Here is a 17,014-nt window from a genome sequence, read left to right as displayed (position 1 = left end):
CATCCCTAAGGAGAGCACCATGATCGAGCAAAGACTGTCTGAACAACGTGGCCAGGGTAATCACGGCTGGCTGAACTCGTACCACACCTTTTCGTTCGCCGGTTACTGGGACCCGAAACAGACCGGTTTCTCCGACCTGCTGGTGATTAATGATGACCGGGTTGCGCCGTCCCGCGGCTTCGGTGCCCATGCCCACAACAACATGGAGATCATCTCCTATGTGCTGGAAGGGGCGCTGGCGCACAAAGACTCGATGGGCACCGGCTCGGTGATTGTCCCTGGGGATGTGCAGCTGATGAGCGCCGGGTCAGGCGTGACGCACAGCGAGTTCAACCACTCCAGCAGCGAGGGCGTGCACTTCCTGCAAATCTGGATCGTGCCGGATGAGAAGAACACCACGCCGGGCTACCAGCAGGTCACGGTGCCGGAAAGTGACAAACGCGGGCAGCTGCGCCTGATCATCTCGCCGGACGGTGACAACGGCGCGCTGCGGGTACGCCAGGATGTGAAAATCTATGCCGGGCTGTTTGACGGCGACGAGCAGCAGACCTTCGCGCTCGGGCAGAACCGCTACGCCTACATCCATGTGGCGAGCGGCAGTGTGAACATCAACGGCATTACCTTCAACGCCGGTGACGGCGCGCGCGTCCGGGAGGAAGAATCCCTGACCTTCAGCAGCGGCGACCAGGCAGAAGTGCTGCTGTTTGACCTGCGCCCGCTGGAAGTGAATCACCCGTAAGCATTGAGCTGTACCCGGCCACCCGCTGAAAAGCGGGTGGCTTTTTTATGCCCGGCGTTCAGAGCCGGAACCCGCCCTCCTGCAACTCCGCTTCTACCCAGTCGATAAACGTTCTGACCTTGGCGCTGCGCTCGTTGCTGTGCGGCATCACCAGATGGTGCGCGTTTACCGGCAGGCTGAAATCCTGGCCGAACACCGGCACCAGCAGGCCGTCCCGCACGTAGCCCTGGCTCAGCATCGCGCTCTCCAGAATCACGCCCAGCCCCATCTTCGCCGCCTCAAAACTCATGTATGACCGGTCAAAGCTCAGCCCATAGGGCAGCGCATAACGCGGAATATTGTGGTACTCGAACCATTTGTCCCAGTTCAGCAGGGTGCTGGTGGAGTGGATCAGCTCGCAGCCCAGCAGATCGTGCGGGGTGGCGAGGGGGTGCTGGCGCAGGTAGTCCGGCGAGGCGAGCACCGTCACCCGGTCATTTTTGATGGTCATCACCCGGTAGGCGTCCCAGTCGGGGATGCCGTGCCGGATGTCGATGTCGATGTTGTCGCGCGAAAATTGCAGGTTCTCATAGGAGCAGGAGAGGTTAATGGTGATTTCCGGGTGCTGTTCGCGGAACGCCCCCAGCCGCTTCATCAGCCAGATCAGCCCGAATGAGGGTGACGAATGCACCCGTAACGTCTCCTGGTTAATATCATTAATCACCTGATCGGTGGCGCGGCCGATAATACTCATCGCCCCCGACACCTCTTTTAAATATTTCTCCGCAGTTTTGGTGAGTATTACCCCTTTCCCACTGCGGATAAAAAGTTTTTTCCCGATGAATTTTTCCAGGCTGGCGATCTGGTGGCTCACGGCCGAGGGGGTAATATTCAGGTGCTCCGCCGCCGCATTGATACTCAGCGCATTGGCCACCTCCAGAAAGGACTGAATATTCCGCAACGAAGGGAGCGGAAGGTTTTTTTTGTCATTGGCCGGCATGGTCTGCTCCGTTCTCTGGCACGCACTGTGTAAAAAGGCTGGCAGGCATTGTGATTGTTTTTATGGGAAAAAGTCGCCTGCTGTCCACCAGAGTGTGAACTGGTGCACAAATCAGCCGCTTACTTGCTTTTGATCTGTTTTTATGACGCCGGTCATGCCTCAAATTTTTCTCAGCTATAAATGAGATTCCTTAACTTCTGTTTTGCCGCAATGCCGTTATATTCAAACCCAAGCCAATTATCCGCACCCGATAATCATAAAAATTGTTGTTCTTATTAAGAGGTAAATCATGTCTCGCATAGAACAAGCCGCTGCCTACATCCCTATTAAAAAAAGCAATTACCGCTTTGTTGTGCTGTCGCTGATTTTTATCGTCTACGCCATTAATTACGCTGACCGCACCAATATCGGAGCCGTGCTGCCTTTTATTATTGATGAGTTCCATATCAATAATTTCGAGGCGGGGGCCATCGCCAGTATGTTTTTCCTGGGCTATTCGCTAAGCCAGATCCCGGCCGGTTTTTTTATTGCCAAAAAGGGCATCCGCGGGCTGGTGGCGCTGTCGGTGCTGGGCTTCTCCGCCTTCACCTGGCTGATGGGCACTGCCGGCTCCGTGCTGGGGCTGAAGTGTATCCGCCTCGGGCTGGGGCTGACGGAAGGCCCCTGCCCGGTGGGGCTGACTTCCACCATCAATAACTGGTTCCCGGCCAAAGAGAAGGCCACCGCCACCGGCGTCTTTATTGCGGCCACCATGTTCGCGCCGATCATTGTGCCGCCGCTGGCGGTGTGGATCGCCGTGACCTGGGGCTGGCGCTGGGTCTTTTTCTCCTTCGCCATCCCGGGGCTGATTGCGGCCGCGCTGTGGTACCTGCTGGTGAGAACCCGCCCCTCGGAGAGCCGCTTTGTGTCGGAGGCGGAGCAGGAATTTATCAATGCTGATAAGGCGAAAAGCAGCACCTCGCGCCAGAACATCGTGCTCGCGCCCCGCTTCGCCCTGCTGGACAAATTGATCCGCGTCCGGGCGCTGGCCCCGGTGGCCACCGTCAAAGGGCTGTTTACCTCGCGCAATATTCTGGGGGACTGCCTGGCCTACTTCATGATGGTGAGTGTGCTTTACGGCCTGCTGACCTGGATCCCGCTCTACCTGGTGAAAGAGAAAGGCTTCACCTTTATCAGCATGGGGCTGGTGGCAAGTATGCCGTGCATCGGCGGCTTCGCCGGGGCGATCACCGGCGGCTTTATCTCAGACAAGCTGCTCGGCCGCCGCAGGAAACCCACCATGATTTTCACCGCCGTGACCACCGTGGTGATGATGCTGATCATGCTCAACATCCCCGGCGATACGTTCGCCGTCTGCACCGGGCTGTTCTTCGTCGGCTTCTGCCTGAATATCGGCTGGCCCGCCTTCACCGCCTACGGCATGGCCGTGGCGGACAGCAAAACCTACCCCATCGCCGCCTCGATCATTAACAGCGGCGGTAACCTCGGCGGCTTTGTCTCCCCGATGGTTGCCGGTTTCCTGCTGGACTATACCGGCGGCTTCAACGCGGTCTTTATCTACTTCGGCATCTGCGCCGCGATAGGGCTGCTGATTATTTTCACCCTCGACGAACCGAAATAACCCGTTCTCTCTTTTTATCCGGAGCGTAATTATGTTGTTGAAAGATAAAGTCGCCGTGATCACCGGCGCGGCCTCCCCACGCGGCCTGGGTTTTGCCACCGCCACCCTTTTTGCACAGCAGGGTGCCAGCGTGGTGATTATCGACCTGGACGCCGAAGCCAGCCGGAGCGCCGCCGCCGCGCTGGGCGACCAGCACCTGGGGCTGATGGCGAACGTCGCAGATGAAGGCCAGGTGAATGCCGCCATTGAGCAGGTGCTGGGCCGCTACGGCCGCATCGATATTCTGGTGAACAACGCCGGGATCACCCAGCCGATCAAAACCCTCGACATCAAGCGCGGCAACTACGACGCGGTGCTGGACGTCAGTTTGCGCGGCACCCTGCTGATGTCCCAGGCGGTGCTCCCGGCGATGCGCGAGCAGCAGTCCGGCAGCATTGTCTGCATCTCGTCCGTCTCAGCCCAGCGCGGCGGCGGCATTTTCGGCGGCCCGCACTACAGCGCGGCCAAGGCCGGGGTGCTGGGGCTGGCACGGGCGATGGCGCGTGAGTTCGGCCCTGATCACATCCGGGTGAACTGCATCGCGCCGGGGCTGATCCAGACAGACATCACCGCCGGCAAACTCTCCGATGAAATGAAGCAGTCGATCCTGGCGGGCATCCCGCTTAACCGCCTGGGCGACGCGCAGGATGTGGCGCGCGCGGCGCTGTTCCTTGGCAGCGATCTCTCCTCTTACTCCACCGGGATCACGCTGGACGTGAACGGCGGCATGTTAATCCACTAAGTGAGGCTGACCCATGTCCCAGATTGACACCGAACACCCCGTGACCGACATCGAGCGCGTGGCGGCCTCCGCCTGGCGCATCCGCCGTTACGCCCTGCGGATGGGGGAAGTCCAGGGCCAGGGCTACATCGGCCAGGCGCTGGGGTACGCGGATGTGCTGGCGGCGGCGTTCTGCCACGCCATGACCTGCCGCCCGGAAGAGCCGGAGTGGGAGGGGCGCGACCGTTTCCTGCTCTCCCACGGCCATTACGCCATCGCCTGTTATGCCGCGCTGATTGAGGCGGGCATCATCCCTGAAGCGGAGCTGGAGACCTACGGCTTTGACGACAGCCGCCTGCCGATGTCCGGCATGGCGACCTACACCCCCGGCATGGAGATCTCCGGCGGCTCACTCGGCCAGGGGCTGACCATTGCCGTCGGCATGGCGCTGGGGCTGCGCCAGAAGCGCAGCGCCTCCTGGGTGATTAACTCCATGTCAGACGGCGAGCTGGATGAGGGCGCGGTCTGGGAAGCGGCGCTCTCGGCCGCGCACTACGGGCTGGGCAACCTGATCAACGTGGTGGACATCAACCGCCAGCAGGCGGACGGCGATTCGCGCAAGATCCTGGGCTTTGAACCGCTGGAGGAGAAGTGGGCCTCGTTCGGCTGGTATGTGCAGCGCGTCAACGGTAATGACCTGCCCGCGGTGATGCAGGCGTTTGATAACGCCAAACAGTACCCGGAGAAGCAGCCGCGGGTGATCCTGTGCGACACCCTGATGGGCAAAGGGGTGCCGTTCCTCGAGACCCGTGACAAGAACCACTTTATCCGCGTTGATGCCGACGAATGGCAAAAAGCCCTCGCGGTGCTGGATGCCACCCCCCCGACAGGAGCGCACTCATGAGCCAGACCACCCAGACCAAACCCCGCCTGACCACCTCGGCGATGATCGCCTCGATTGCCGAGGAGGGGCAGGAGACGCGCGCCGCGCCGTTCGGCCATGCGCTGGTGCAGCTGGCGAAGCAGCACCCGGAGATTGTCGGCATGACAGCGGATCTGTCGAAATACACCGATCTGCACATTTTCGCCCAGGCCTTCCCGGAACGGTTTTTCCAGATGGGGATGGCGGAGCAGCTGCTGATGGGGGCGGCGGGCGGCATGGCCAAAGAGGGCTTTGTGCCGTTCGTGACCACCTACGCCGTGTTCGCCACGCGCCGCGCCTATGACTTTATCCATCAGGTGATTGCGGAAGAGAACCTGAATGTGAAAATCTGCGCCGCGCTGCCCGGCCTGACCACCGGGTACGGCCCCAGCCACCAGGCCACCGAGGATCTGGCGATCATGCGCGGCGTGCCGGGCATGACAATTATCGACCCCTGCGACGCGCTGGAGATCGAACAGGCGGTGCCGGCGATCGCCGCCCACCCGGGGCCGGTCTATATGCGCCTGCTGCGCGGCAAAGTGCCGGTGGTGCTGAACAAGTACGACTACCGGTTTGAGATCGGCAAAGCACGGCTGCTGGAGGAGGGCAACGATGTGCTGATTATCGCCTCCGGCATCATGACCATGCGCGCGCTGGACGCGGCGGAGACGCTGCGCAAAGATAACGTCAGCGTGGCGGTGCTGCATGTGCCGACCATCAAACCGCTGGATGAGAAAACGATCCTTGAGCAGGCCGCCAAACCGGGGCGGCTGGTGCTGACGGCCGAGAACCACACCCAGGTCGGCGGGCTGGGCGAGGCGGTGGCCGCCTTGCTGATGCGCAACAAAGTCTGGGCGGATTTCGACACCCTCGCCCTACCCGATGCGTTCCTCGATGCCGGCGCCCTGCCCACCCTGCACGACCGCTACGGCCTCTCCACCGCCCGCATGGTCGCGAGAATCAAACAGCGGCTGGGTTAATTTTTATTTTTAATCAAGGCCATGCGCTGAAAAGCGCGTGGCCTTTTGTATTCGGGGGAGAACAGCCACACGGCACCTGCAGACTATAGGCAAGGGTTATTTTTGAGCATATACTAGACATATGCCTGTGCATACCGTGCAGGGTTGTAAATCAGGAGAGAATATGAGGACCGTTTCTGTGTTTAAAAATGGCAGTAACCGGGCTATCCGCCTTCCCCGCGATATGGATTTCGAAGGCATCAATGAACTTGAAATCATCCGAGAGGGTGACACGATCATTCTGCGGCCACTCCGGCCAAGTTGGGGATCGTTTGCCCAGGAACAGCGCGCTGACGCAGATTTTATGACAGAGCGCGAGGATGTGATCAGCGATGAGGGCCGTGTTGAGCTATGAGCCGGATTTACATGCTCGATACCAATATCTGTTCTTTTATTATGCGTGAGCAGCCGGCAACCCTCCTGAACCATCTCGAACAGGCTGCGCATCGCCGTCACCGCATCGTGGTGTCAGCCATCACCTATGCCGAAATGCGCTTTGGGGCTGCAGGTAAAAAAGCCTCGCCACGCCATGCGCAATTGGTTAATGCGTTCTGCGCCCGACTGGACGATGTACTGGCCTGGGATCGCGCAGCGGTCGATGCGACGACAGCAATAAAAGTCGCGTTGGCTGCAGCGGGGACACCTATCGGCCCGAATGATACCGCGATTGCGGGCCATGCCATCGCGGCGGGTGCCATTCTGGTGACAAACAATACGCGTGAATTTGCACGTGTATCCGGGCTGATGCTGGAGGACTGGAGCAACGAGTAAAAAACCGGCATGAGATCGCCTTTGCCTTTCGCTCTGCTCCGGGCATTCCCCACCAGAGAACAACCCGTTCACTATTATTCACTACAAAAGAACAACAATCAGATCTACAGTAGGTTCATCTCATAACCGGAGCGAGCCGAATCATGCAAATGTCTTCTGATACCCACGCATTTTCTGTTAACCCTGCGAACGGCGAGCGGATTGCCGCTTACCCTTTTGCCACCGATGCGCAGATCGATCAGGCGGTTGAGGCGAACTACCTCGCTTACCAGCAGTGGCGCACCCTGCCGGTGGCCGCGCGTGCGCAAAAGCTGCGTGACCTGGCCGCGAGCCTGCGCGCCCATGCGGAGCCGATGGCGCTGATGATCACCGATGAGATGGGCAAGCCGGTGAAACAGGCACGCGCGGAAGTGGAGAAATCTGCCGCGCTCTGCGACTGGTATGCGGAACACGGCCCGGCAATGCTGGCGACCGAGCCGACCGCAGTGGAAAACCAGAACGCGGTGATTGAATACCGCCCGCTCGGCCCGCTGCTGGCGGTGATGCCGTGGAACTTCCCGCTGTGGCAGGTGCTGCGCGGTGCGGTGCCGAGCCTGCTGGCGGGTAACAGCTATGTGCTGAAACATGCGCCGAACGTGCTGGGCAGTGCGCAACTGATTGAGAACATCTTCCTGCATGCCGGTTTCCCGGCGCACCTGTTTACCCAGCTTAACGCCACCAATGCGGGCGTCAGCCGTATCATCAACCACCCGCGCATCGCGGCGGTGATGGTCACCGGCAGCGGCCGCGCCGGCAGCGCGATTGCGGCCCAGGCGGGCGCGGCGCTGAAAAAATGCGTGCTGGAGCTGGGCGGTTCCGATCCCTTTATCGTGCTGAACGATGCCGATCTGGAGGAAGCGGTGAAAGCCGCCGTGGCCGGGCGTTACCAGAACAGCGGCCAGGTCTGTGCGGCGGCCAAGCGCTTTATCGTCGAAGCCGGGATTGCCGATCGCTTCACGGAAAAATTTGTTGAGGCGGTGCGCGCCATTGCTATGGGCAGCCCGCGCGAGGCGGAGAACTACGTCGGGCCGATGGCGCGTTATGACCTGCGCGACGAGCTGCATAACCAGGTGCAGGACTCCCTGGCGCAGGGTGCGACGCTGCTGCTCGGCGGTGACAAACTGTCCGGGGCAGGCAACTACTACCTGCCGACCGTGCTGGGCGACGTCACCCCGGCGATGACCGCCTTCCGCCAGGAGCTGTTCGGCCCGGTGGCCGCCATCAGCGTGGCGCGGGACGCTGACCACGCGCTGGCGCTGGCCAATGACAGCGACTATGGCCTGATGGCGACGATCTACACGCAGGATGTGGCGCGCGCGGAACAGATGGCGGCCGCGCTGGAGTGCGGCGGCGTGTTCATCAACGGCTACAGCGCCAGTGACCCGCGCGTGGCGTTCGGCGGCGTGAAGAAGAGCGGTTTCGGCCGCGAACTCTCCCACTTCGGCCTGCATGAGTTCTGCAACATCCAGACCGTGTGGAAAAACCGCCGCTGAACCGCATAAATGAATAATCCTCATCACGGCATTCTGTTTAGGCTGCGTAGCGGTATCCCCGCGATTGCCTATACTTGGCAAAGCCTGTGTTAAAGGAGAGAAAAAATGCCCCATGTACTGGTTAAACTGGTGCCCGGTAAAACCGAAGAGCAGAAACGCGCCCTGACGGACGCCATCTCCCAGAGCGTCCAGCAGCATCTCGGCTCCACCGAAGACGAAGTCTCTGTGGCATTTGAAGAGGTACCGATGGAGCAGTGGGCGGAGACGGTCTACCGCCCTGAAATCATCGGCTGCCCGGACAAGATCTATAAAAAACCGGGCTACACCCTGTGATGCCTGCCTGCCCGATGGGCAGGCATAAACCCGATCTTTACATTACGCTGTATACGGGCGCCGCGACGGTGTCCGTTTTCTTTTTTACATCAAGAGGTGGTAAACAATGAAAACCCAGGGCTATGCCGCACTGAAAGCGGGCGCACCGCTGGTTCCTTTCTCCTTCGAGCGTCGCGCACTGCGTGACAACGACGTGGCAATGGAAATTCTGTTCTGTGGCGTCTGCCACTCTGACCTGCACCAGGCCCGTAACGACTGGGGCATGGGGATGTACCCGATGGTGCCGGGCCATGAGATTGTCGGCCGTGTGACCGACGTCGGCGCAGGCGTGACGCGCTATAAAACCGGTGACCTGGTCGCCGTGGGCTGTATGGTGGACTCCTGCCAGACCTGTGACCAGTGCCGCCAGGGCGAAGAGCAGTTCTGCCGCGAAGGCATGACCCCGACCTACGCCGGTCATGACCGCATCACCCAGGAAGTGACCCAGGGCGGTTACTCCAAGCACCTGGTGGTACGTGAAGAGTTCGTGCTCTCCGTGCCGGAGACGCTGGAGCTTTCCAAAGTGGCCCCGCTGCTGTGCGCCGGTATCACCACCTACTCCCCGCTGCGCACTTGGGGCGTCGGCCCGGGCAGCCGTGTGGCCGTGGTCGGCCTGGGTGGCCTTGGCCACATGGCGGTAAAACTGGCCGCCGGTATGGGCGCGACCGTGACCGTGATTGGCCGCAGTGCAGCCAAAGCGGACGACGCACGCGCGCTGGGTGCCGATCACTACCTGATCTCCACCGATGAGCAGGCGATGCAGCAGGCGCAAAACAGCTTTGATGTGATCATCGACAGCATCCCGGTGCGCCATGACGTTTCCCTGTACATGCCGCTGCTGGATGTGGACGGTACCATGGTGATGGTCGGCCAGATTGGCCCGATCGACGAGCAGAACACCTTCCCGATGGTGTTTGGCCGCCGTCGCCTGGCCGGGTCGCTGATTGGCGGCATCAAAGAAACCCAGGAGATGCTGGATTTCTGCGGCCGTAAAAACATCCTGCCGGAGTGTGAAATTATCAATATCGACCAGATCAACGAAGCCTTCGAGCGTATGGAGCGTTCTGACGTGCGTTACCGTTTCGTGATCGACATGGCGTCCCTCTCCGCCTGATCCCCCACGCTGCGCCCCAGGGCGCAGCGTTCTTTTTTACGGCGGTTATAACGCCCTTCCTGCCCGCAGCGTCCGCTGCTTCTGGTCATACCGTTCACGGAAATAGCGCTCTACCTCTTCCAGACTCTTGCCTTTGGTTTCCGGCACAAACGCACTGAACACCACAAACCCGGCGCAAATTGCCGTGAAGATCCAGAACGTCACCGCGGCCCCCAGCTCTGCCAGCATCGGCAGGGAGACCAGCGCAATCACCAGATTGGTGGCGAAAATGATAAAGATCGACAGGCTGGTGACCTTGGCCCGCGCGCGGAGCGGTGAGATCTCCGAAATAATCAGGAACCCCAGAATCCCCGGGCTGACGGCATACATCACGATGTAAAACACCAGGGAGAAGAAGGCCAGCCAGTGGCTGTACGGGAACGGCGGCACCGAGAAGAGCACCGCCAGCACCAGCATACTCAGCGTCAGCCCCACGGCCCCGGCGAGCAGCAGCGGGCGGCGGCCGAGCCTGTCCACCAGCAGCATACCCACCACCGTAAACAGCACGTTCACTACCCCAAGGCCGATGGTCGCCAGCCAGGCGGCGGCGCTGTCAAACCCGCTGAGCTGCAAAATCTGCGGGGCGAAGTAGATCACCAGATTGATGCCGCAGGCGTTGGAGAAAAAGGCGATCAACATGCCGATGATCAGCATCGGGCGCACCGGCCCGGCCAGCAGTTCGCGCCAGCCCACGACTTCCCGTTCTGAGGCGTCCAGCGCCGCGATGTCACGCAGCTCATGGCCGACCTCTTCCACGCCGCGCAGCCTCTGCAACGCGCGGCGCGCCGCGGCTTCCCGGCGCATGGCGATCAGCCAGCGCGGGGATTCAGCCACAAACAGCACGCCCACCGCCAGCATCAGGCCAAACAGCGCGGCGATGGTCAGTGGGATGCGCCACTCCGCCAGCGGCTCAGCCAACGAGTTCACCCCATAGGCCAGCAGGATGCCCACCGTGATTAACAGCTGGTAAGAGGTGACCAGCGCGCCGCGGATGCGCGCCGGGGCCAGTTCCGCAATATAGACCGGGATCAGCACCGAGGAGGCCCCTACCCCGCTGCCCAGCAGGATCCGGGCACCAATCAGAATGCTGACATCCGAGGTCAGGGCGGAGGCCAGCGCGCCCGCGGCAAAGAACAGCCCGGAGAGGCAGAGAATCCCTCTCCGGCCGTAGCGGTCCGCCAGCGGCCCGGCGGCCAGCGCCCCCAGCATGCCGCCCAGCAATGAGGCGCTGACGATCACCCCCTGCATCACGCTGCTGATGGCAAACTGCTGACCGATAAAAGTGACCGCGCCACCGATAATGCCGGTGTCATAGCCAAAAATAATGCCGCCGATGGCGGAGATCATAATGGAAAGGTAGATCGCGGCCGTGAGGCGGTGGCCGGTGTGGTAGGAGGTTTTCATCGTATTCCCCGATAACATTCGCGTTTTCCAATCACGGTATATTTTCCGGATACAGGGTTCAGGAAGGGGCCGATCACGCTGCCCGTTCCAGCCGGTATAACAGTGCGGCACCCAATGCCCCGGCGGAATCCCCCAGCTGGGAGGGCAGAATCTGTTTATTGACGGCATACCCGGCAGCGCGGCTCAGGGCGGAGGCCATGCCCGGCTGGAACAGCGGGTAGAAGTGGGCGGCGCTCCCGCTCAACAGGGTGATGTCGGGGCCGTATAGCGTCAGCAGGCTGTTCAGGCCGCGCCCGACATGGCGGCCATAGCGCGCAAAAATCCCGGCGACGTCCGGGTCAGCCTCACACCGCTGCTGATAGTACGGCAGGGCCAGATCGTCATAGGGCTCGTCCCGCCAGGTGGCGTGCAGCGCTTTTTGCAGCCAGCTGCGCGCCGCCAGGCTTTCCCAGCACCCCTCCAGCCCGCAATAACAGGGCGGCGAATCCCCGCCAACCGGGATGTGCCCCGCTTCCGGGTGCGCCCCCGATGCCGTGCGCCAGGGTTTGCCGTTGTCCAGCAGCGCGACGCCGACCCCGGTGCCGAGCGTCACCATCAGCAGACGCTGGCTGCCCCGGCCCGCCCCCAGGTAATATTCCCCGAGGGCGGCGGCCACGGCGTCATTATCAATATTTACCGGCACGCCGAGATGCTGTTGCATCTGCTCCACCAGCGGGAAATAGGAAAAAGCGGCCAGCGTGTCATTATTTTCGATAATACCGGTCTGGTTATTTACCGGGCCGCTGGCCCCGATGCCGAGGCTGATAAGCCGCTTACCGGCCGGGAGTAATTCACGGACTTTTTGGGCCAGCCGCCCGCTGCGCATTGCGTCCGGCACGCTGTCAAACAGCGCGGTGGGCATAGCGGCCACCGCAATCTGCTGCTGATTTTCCATGATGACGATGCGGGTGCCGGTGCCGCCCAGATCAATCCCGGCGCGCACCCCGCCCTCTTTTTCTGTAACCATATTTTCCCCAGTCGCCTACAGGCAGGTATTAAGAATAATCGCAAGCGGCCTGCCCTTATTTCCCGGTGTAACCGGGTCAGGCAGTGCCGATATAACCTCTATTGTTATCCCCGCTATTTAGCCTGAAATTTATCCCTATAAAAAGTGAAATCAGAAAAACGGGCAGCGTAAATAAAACCCGTAAAAATAAGGCGCAATGATTAATTAACAGCGCTTATCAGTCAGCGGGGGAATTACGCAGAAAAGGCCATGCTGCCGGGTAAAACGCAGGCGCGGCAGCGGCCAGGCCCGCATTAACCCCGGCCTTTTCCTCAGGGTTGCTACACTTAACCCTTTAACCAAGGAGTTGCCGATGAAATCTGTACGTCTGATTGAGACCCTGCTGATCGGGGAAGATGAACACCCTACCCACAAATATGAGATTTACGGGTCAGATAACCAGACCCCGGAGTATGCGCTGCTGTTTGAGCGGCAAAGCACCGGCAGCGGCTGGGTAGAGAGCGAGGAGCGCATCAGCCTGGCCGCTGAGCAGGAGAAGCAGGAGGCAAGCTCCGTGATGGATTACGGCTACAGCGACAGCGCCGCCGCGCTGCGTGACCTGGTGAGCGACGCCATTACCCGCTGCGAGGCGCACTGGCAGGAGAGCCAACACCCGGGGGAGAGTGAGCGCCACTAGGCTGAATCGCCCTATCCCCACATGCCGGAAAAGCGCATGGGAAGCGCTCATTCCGGGGAATGGGTGAGCAATGCCTCCGGGCGGATGCGGTGCAGGTGGTAATCCACCTGATAATCGCGGGTATTACGGAACATCACGGAATAATTAAGAAACACGCCGCTGTCGCTATAGGAAAGTGAGGTGATCCGCAGCAGCGGCGTGTTTTCAGGCACATTGATAAAGCCGGCGAGCTGTTTATCCGCCAGGATCGGCGTCAGGCTTTCATAGTTGCCGCTGATGGTAATCCCGCACTCCTTCTCAATATAATCAAATTTTGACCCCTCGAGATGCACCAGCGACAGGTTCCGGAACAGTTTCACCGGCATATAACTGTCCTCCAGCATCAGCGGTTTGCCGTCCACAAAGCGTATGCGCCGCGAAAAGTAGATCCGCTCGTTAACCTGGATGCGCAGCTGGCTGGCGATGGCGGGCGGCGCGGGCATCAGTTCAAACACCAGCACCTTGCTGGAAACGTTTTTCCCTTGCTGGCGCATCACCTCCACAAAGCCGGTAAGGTTGGTGGTTTCGTGATGGACATCCTTACGCGCCACAAAGGTTCCGCTGCCATGGCGGCGCACCACCAATCCCCAGCCTACCAGCAAATCCACCGCCTTACGGATGGTCATCCGCGCCACGCCAAACTCCTGCGCCAGGGTTTTCTCGCCGGGCAGCGGGCTGCCAATGTTGTAATCCGACGAGTTCAGCCGCAGGCGTAACCGTTCTGCAATGGATTTATAGATCATCTGTAGATCTCTCTGTGCCTGTGAACAGGGATAATGCCGCTGAACATGTCCAGCTTATTTAAGAAAAGTAGACCTGAGTGCGCAAAATAAAACCATGAATGCGATCACGGTTCGCAGCGGCGCGCCATGTTGCCGGAAGCCCGGCTCTCTATTCTCCCTTCAGCAGTATTACTAAAAAAACCCTTCACCCTACATGTGTTGTTTTATGAGGATGTAAAAATGCTCAGTCAAATACAACGTTTTGGGGGCGCGATGTTTACCCCTGTTTTGCTGTTTCCGTTTGCCGGTATGGTCGTGGGTATTGCCATTATGCTGCAAAACCCCCTGTTTATTGGCGGGTCGCTGACGCGCCCCGACAGCCTGTTTTTTCAGATCGTCAAGATTATTGAAGAAGGCGGCTGGGCGGTCTTTCGTAATATGCCGCTTATTTTCGCCGTGGGCCTGCCGCTGGGTCTGGCTAAACAGGCGCATGGCCGGGCCTGCCTCGCCGTCTTAATTTCCTTTCTTACCTGGAACTATTTTATCGGCGCGATGGGCATGGTCTGGGGGGATTTTTTCCACGTTAATTTTAACAGCGAACCGGTAGCAGGGAGCGGCCTGGCGATGATCGCCGGGATTAAAACGCTGGATACCAGCATTATTGGTGCCATTGTTATTTCCGGCCTCGTAACGGCCCTCCATAACCGTTTTTATGATAAGCCCCTGCCGGTTTTCCTCGGCATTTTCCAGGGCACCTCTTTTGTGGTGATCGTTGCCTTTTTCGTTATGCTGCCTTGCGCATGGCTGACGCTCCTGGGCTGGCCGAAGGTGCAGGTGGCGATTGGGTCGCTGCAATCGTTCTTAAGCGGCGCGGGGGCGCTGGGCGTCTGGATCTATACGCTGCTTGAGCGGCTGTTAATTCCCACAGGTTTGCACCATTTCGTTTATGGCCCCTTTATTTTTGGCCCGGCGGTGATTGAAGGCGGATTACAGCCCTACTGGGTTCAGCATATCAATGAATTTAGCCAGAGCACGCAGCCATTAAAAGATCTCTTCCCGGCGGGCGGTTTTGCGATGCACGGTAATTCCAAAGTCTTTGGCGCACCGGGAATTGCGCTGGCGATCTATTACACAGCCGCGCCGCAAAACCGGGTGAAAGTCGCCGGGTTATTAATCCCGGCTACCCTGACCGCTATTCTGGTCGGCATTACTGAACCGCTGGAGTTCACCTTCTTATTTATCGCACCGTTTCTGTTTGTTATTCACGCCCTGTTAGCGGCCACCATGACCGCCATCATGTATATGGCAGGCGTCGTCGGTATGTTCGGCGGCGGGTTGCTGAATGAGTTTTTACCCCTCAACTGGATGCCCCTGTTCCATCACCACGCGTCGGTGATGTTTATTCAGCTCGGCATCGGCCTCTCTTTCACCGCGATATGGTTTGTGGTTTTCCGCACGTTAATCCTGCGCTTCAACCTGAAAACCCCCGGCCGTGAAGAGAGCGACATCAAACTCTACAGCAAAGCCGATTACAAAGCGTCGCAGGGCCGGACGCCTGCCGCCGCAGAGGCCAAAACAGGGCAGGCCGCCGGTTTCCTGCATGCGCTGGGCGGCGCGGCGAATATTGAAAGCGTCAATAACTGCGCCACGCGGCTGCGTATCACGCTGGCCGATATGGCGAAAACCCAAAGCGACGATGTGTTTAAAGCCCTGGGCGCGCATGGCGTCGTGCGGCGCGGCAATGCCATTCAGGTAATTGTCGGCCTGCACGTTCCCCTGGTGCGCGATCAGCTGGAAAACCTGATGAAAGCCCCTTTATCACACCAACCCTCCCCCATGACAGAGGTCATATCATGAAAAAATTCTCAGTTGTTATTGCCGGCGGCGGCAGCACCTTTACACCCGGCATCGTGTTGATGTTACTCGCCAATCAGGATCGCCTGCCGTTACGGGCACTGAAGTTTTATGACAACGACGGCGCGCGCCAGGAGACGATTGCCGAAGCCTGTAAAATCATCCTGCGTGAACAGGCACCGGACATCGATTTTTGTTACACCACCGACCCGCAAACCGCGTTCAGCGATGTCGATTTTGTGATGGCGCATATTCGCGTGGGCAAATACCCGATGCGCGAAAAAGACGAGAAGATCCCGCTGCGGCACGGCGTGGTCGGCCAGGAAACCTGTGGGCCGGGCGGTATCGCCTACGGGATGCGATCCATCGGCGGCGTGCTGGAACTGGTGGATTATATGCAGACCTGGTCGCCGGATGCCTGGATGCTGAACTACTCCAACCCGGCGGCGATTGTCGCGGAAGCGACGCGGCGGCTGCGCCCGACGGCTAAAATCCTCAATATCTGCGATATGCCGATTGGCATTGAAGGGCGCATGGCCCAGATCCTCGGCCTGCAAGACCGCAAACAGATGATCACCCGCTATTACGGGCTGAACCACTTTGGCTGGTGGCATTCGGTAGAGGACAGGGAAGGCAACGATTTGATGCCCGCGCTGCGCCGGTATGTGTCTGAACACGGGTATATTCCCCCGTCAAATGACGCCCATACGGAAGCGAGCTGGAACGACACCTTCGCCAAAGCGAAGGATGTGCAGGCGCTGGACCCGGCGACGTTGCCCAATACCTATCTGAAATATTACCTTTTCCCGGATTATGTCGTCGCGCACGCCAATCCTGAGCGCACGCGGGCAAACGAGGTGATGGATCACCGGGAGAAGCACGTGTTCAGTGCTTGCCGTGCCATTATCGAGGCGGGGCATTCCGCCGCCGGGGAGCTGGAAATCGATGAGCACGCCTCGTATATCGTCGACCTGGCCGCCGCCATCGCCTTCAACACGCAACAGCGCATGCTGCTGATCGTGCCGAACAACGGCGCTATCGCCAATTTCGATGCCGACGCGATGGTGGAGATCCCCTGTCTGGTGGGGAAAAACGGCCCGGAGCCGCTGACGGTAGGCACTATCCCGCATTTCCAGAAAGGGCTGATGAGCCAGCAGGTGGCGGTGGAAAAACTGGTGGTTGATGCCTGGGAGCAGGGGTCATACCTGAAACTGTGGCAGGCCATCACCCTGTCGAAAACGGTGCCGAGCGCCTCTGTCGCAAAAGCGCTCCTTGATGACTTAATTGAGGCCAATAAAGAGTACTGGCCGCAACTAGGGTAAGTCTGCGGGCCGGCATCGTTCTGATGCCGGCCTGTTGTTCACCCCGTGTTTTGTATAAGTCGCCGCGCCCATCAAACCGGTGATTTTCAACCTTTCCACGCCGCGAGAAATAGCGTTAAGTTA

At 59.6% G+C, this 17,014-nt stretch carries 17 protein-coding genes; 13 read left to right on the top strand and 4 right to left on the bottom strand.

Annotated elements, in window-relative coordinates; genetic code table 11:
• The first annotated feature begins 19 nt into the window (after positions 1 to 19).
• Positions 20 to 739 carry a pirin family protein gene (locus CYR32_RS17205; RefSeq protein WP_101826383.1) on the top strand — a complete coding sequence of 240 codons (720 nt, stop codon included), beginning with the start codon at positions 20 to 22 and terminating at the stop codon, positions 737 to 739.
• 58 nt (positions 740 to 797) lie between these two features.
• Here CYR32_RS17205 and CYR32_RS17200 read toward each other — a convergent pair whose 3' ends face one another.
• Positions 798 to 1,718 carry a LysR substrate-binding domain-containing protein gene (locus tag CYR32_RS17200; protein ID WP_101826382.1) on the bottom strand — a complete coding sequence of 307 codons (921 nt, stop codon included), beginning with the start codon at positions 1,716 to 1,718 and terminating at the stop codon, positions 798 to 800.
• Positions 1,719 to 2,007: 289 nt separating this feature from the next.
• Here CYR32_RS17200 and CYR32_RS17195 point away from each other — a divergent pair, with 289 nt between their 5' ends.
• From CYR32_RS17195 to CYR32_RS17155, 9 genes are all read left to right on the top strand, one after another.
• Entirely contained in the window at positions 2,008 to 3,339 is a 1,332-nt protein-coding gene (locus tag CYR32_RS17195) for an MFS transporter (protein WP_101826381.1), read from the top strand.
• Between the two features lie 31 nt (positions 3,340 to 3,370).
• Positions 3,371 to 4,120, top strand: coding sequence for an SDR family NAD(P)-dependent oxidoreductase (locus CYR32_RS17190; protein ID WP_101826380.1), 750 nt, complete (start codon positions 3,371 to 3,373; stop codon positions 4,118 to 4,120).
• Positions 4,121 to 4,133: 13 nt separating this feature from the next.
• A complete protein-coding gene (locus CYR32_RS17185) occupies positions 4,134 to 5,003 on the top strand; it encodes a transketolase (protein ID WP_101826379.1) in 870 nt (289 codons plus the stop codon).
• On the top strand, positions 5,000 to 6,001 hold the full coding sequence (locus tag CYR32_RS17180) for a transketolase family protein (protein ID WP_101826378.1): 1,002 nt from the start codon (positions 5,000 to 5,002) through the stop codon (positions 5,999 to 6,001). Before CYR32_RS17185 ends, CYR32_RS17180 begins: the two co-directional genes overlap by 4 nt.
• Before the next feature lie 163 nt (positions 6,002 to 6,164).
• Positions 6,165 to 6,395 (top strand): type II toxin-antitoxin system VapB family antitoxin, encoded by a 231-nt coding sequence (vapB, locus tag CYR32_RS17175; protein WP_101826377.1) that lies wholly within the window; start codon positions 6,165 to 6,167, stop codon positions 6,393 to 6,395.
• Positions 6,392 to 6,811, top strand: coding sequence for a type II toxin-antitoxin system VapC family toxin (locus CYR32_RS17170; RefSeq protein WP_101826376.1), 420 nt, complete (start codon positions 6,392 to 6,394; stop codon positions 6,809 to 6,811). Before vapB ends, CYR32_RS17170 begins: the two co-directional genes overlap by 4 nt.
• A gap of 143 nt (positions 6,812 to 6,954) precedes the next feature.
• The gene (locus CYR32_RS17165) at positions 6,955 to 8,343 is read left to right on the top strand and encodes an aldehyde dehydrogenase family protein (RefSeq protein WP_101826375.1); all 1,389 of its coding nucleotides are present in this window, start codon (positions 6,955 to 6,957) and stop codon (positions 8,341 to 8,343) included.
• Positions 8,344 to 8,448: 105 nt separating this feature from the next.
• Entirely contained in the window at positions 8,449 to 8,676 is a 228-nt protein-coding gene (locus tag CYR32_RS17160) for a tautomerase family protein (RefSeq protein WP_101826374.1), read from the top strand.
• Between the two features lie 106 nt (positions 8,677 to 8,782).
• Positions 8,783 to 9,829, top strand: a complete 1,047-nt coding sequence (locus tag CYR32_RS17155; protein ID WP_101826373.1) for an NAD(P)-dependent alcohol dehydrogenase — start codon at positions 8,783 to 8,785, stop codon at positions 9,827 to 9,829.
• A 45-nt stretch (positions 9,830 to 9,874) separates the two neighbouring features.
• Here CYR32_RS17155 and CYR32_RS17150 read toward each other — a convergent pair whose 3' ends face one another.
• Both CYR32_RS17150 and CYR32_RS17145 read right to left on the bottom strand, forming a co-directional pair.
• Entirely contained in the window at positions 9,875 to 11,272 is a 1,398-nt protein-coding gene (locus tag CYR32_RS17150; protein ID WP_165698268.1) for a sugar porter family MFS transporter, read from the bottom strand.
• A 73-nt stretch (positions 11,273 to 11,345) separates the two neighbouring features.
• Positions 11,346 to 12,278 carry an ROK family protein gene (locus CYR32_RS17145; protein WP_101826371.1) on the bottom strand — a complete coding sequence of 311 codons (933 nt, stop codon included), beginning with the start codon at positions 12,276 to 12,278 and terminating at the stop codon, positions 11,346 to 11,348.
• Between the two features lie 352 nt (positions 12,279 to 12,630).
• On the opposite strand from CYR32_RS17145, the gene CYR32_RS17140 reads away from it, so the two are divergent.
• Positions 12,631 to 12,954 (top strand): hypothetical protein, encoded by a 324-nt coding sequence (locus CYR32_RS17140; RefSeq protein ID WP_101826370.1) that lies wholly within the window; start codon positions 12,631 to 12,633, stop codon positions 12,952 to 12,954.
• Positions 12,955 to 13,001: 47 nt separating this feature from the next.
• On the opposite strand, the gene CYR32_RS17135 is transcribed toward CYR32_RS17140, so the two are convergent.
• Positions 13,002 to 13,736, bottom strand: coding sequence for a GntR family transcriptional regulator (locus tag CYR32_RS17135; protein WP_101826369.1), 735 nt, complete (start codon positions 13,734 to 13,736; stop codon positions 13,002 to 13,004).
• A gap of 219 nt (positions 13,737 to 13,955) precedes the next feature.
• On the opposite strand from CYR32_RS17135, the gene CYR32_RS17130 reads away from it, so the two are divergent.
• Together CYR32_RS17130 and CYR32_RS17125 are read left to right on the top strand one after the other, a co-directional pair.
• On the top strand, positions 13,956 to 15,572 hold the full coding sequence (locus CYR32_RS17130) for an alpha-glucoside-specific PTS transporter subunit IIBC (protein WP_165698267.1): 1,617 nt from the start codon (positions 13,956 to 13,958) through the stop codon (positions 15,570 to 15,572).
• Positions 15,569 to 16,891, top strand: a complete 1,323-nt coding sequence (locus CYR32_RS17125) for a 6-phospho-alpha-glucosidase (RefSeq protein WP_101826367.1) — start codon at positions 15,569 to 15,571, stop codon at positions 16,889 to 16,891. The genes CYR32_RS17130 and CYR32_RS17125 overlap by 4 nt, the downstream gene beginning before the upstream one ends.
• Positions 16,892 to 17,014 lie beyond the last annotated feature (123 nt).

Origin of the sequence: Chimaeribacter coloradensis, assembly GCF_002858715.1 — a bacterium.
Classification (GTDB): domain Bacteria; phylum Pseudomonadota; class Gammaproteobacteria; order Enterobacterales; family Enterobacteriaceae; genus Chimaeribacter; species Chimaeribacter coloradensis.
This window is presented reverse-complemented; position numbering and strand designations above follow the sequence as displayed.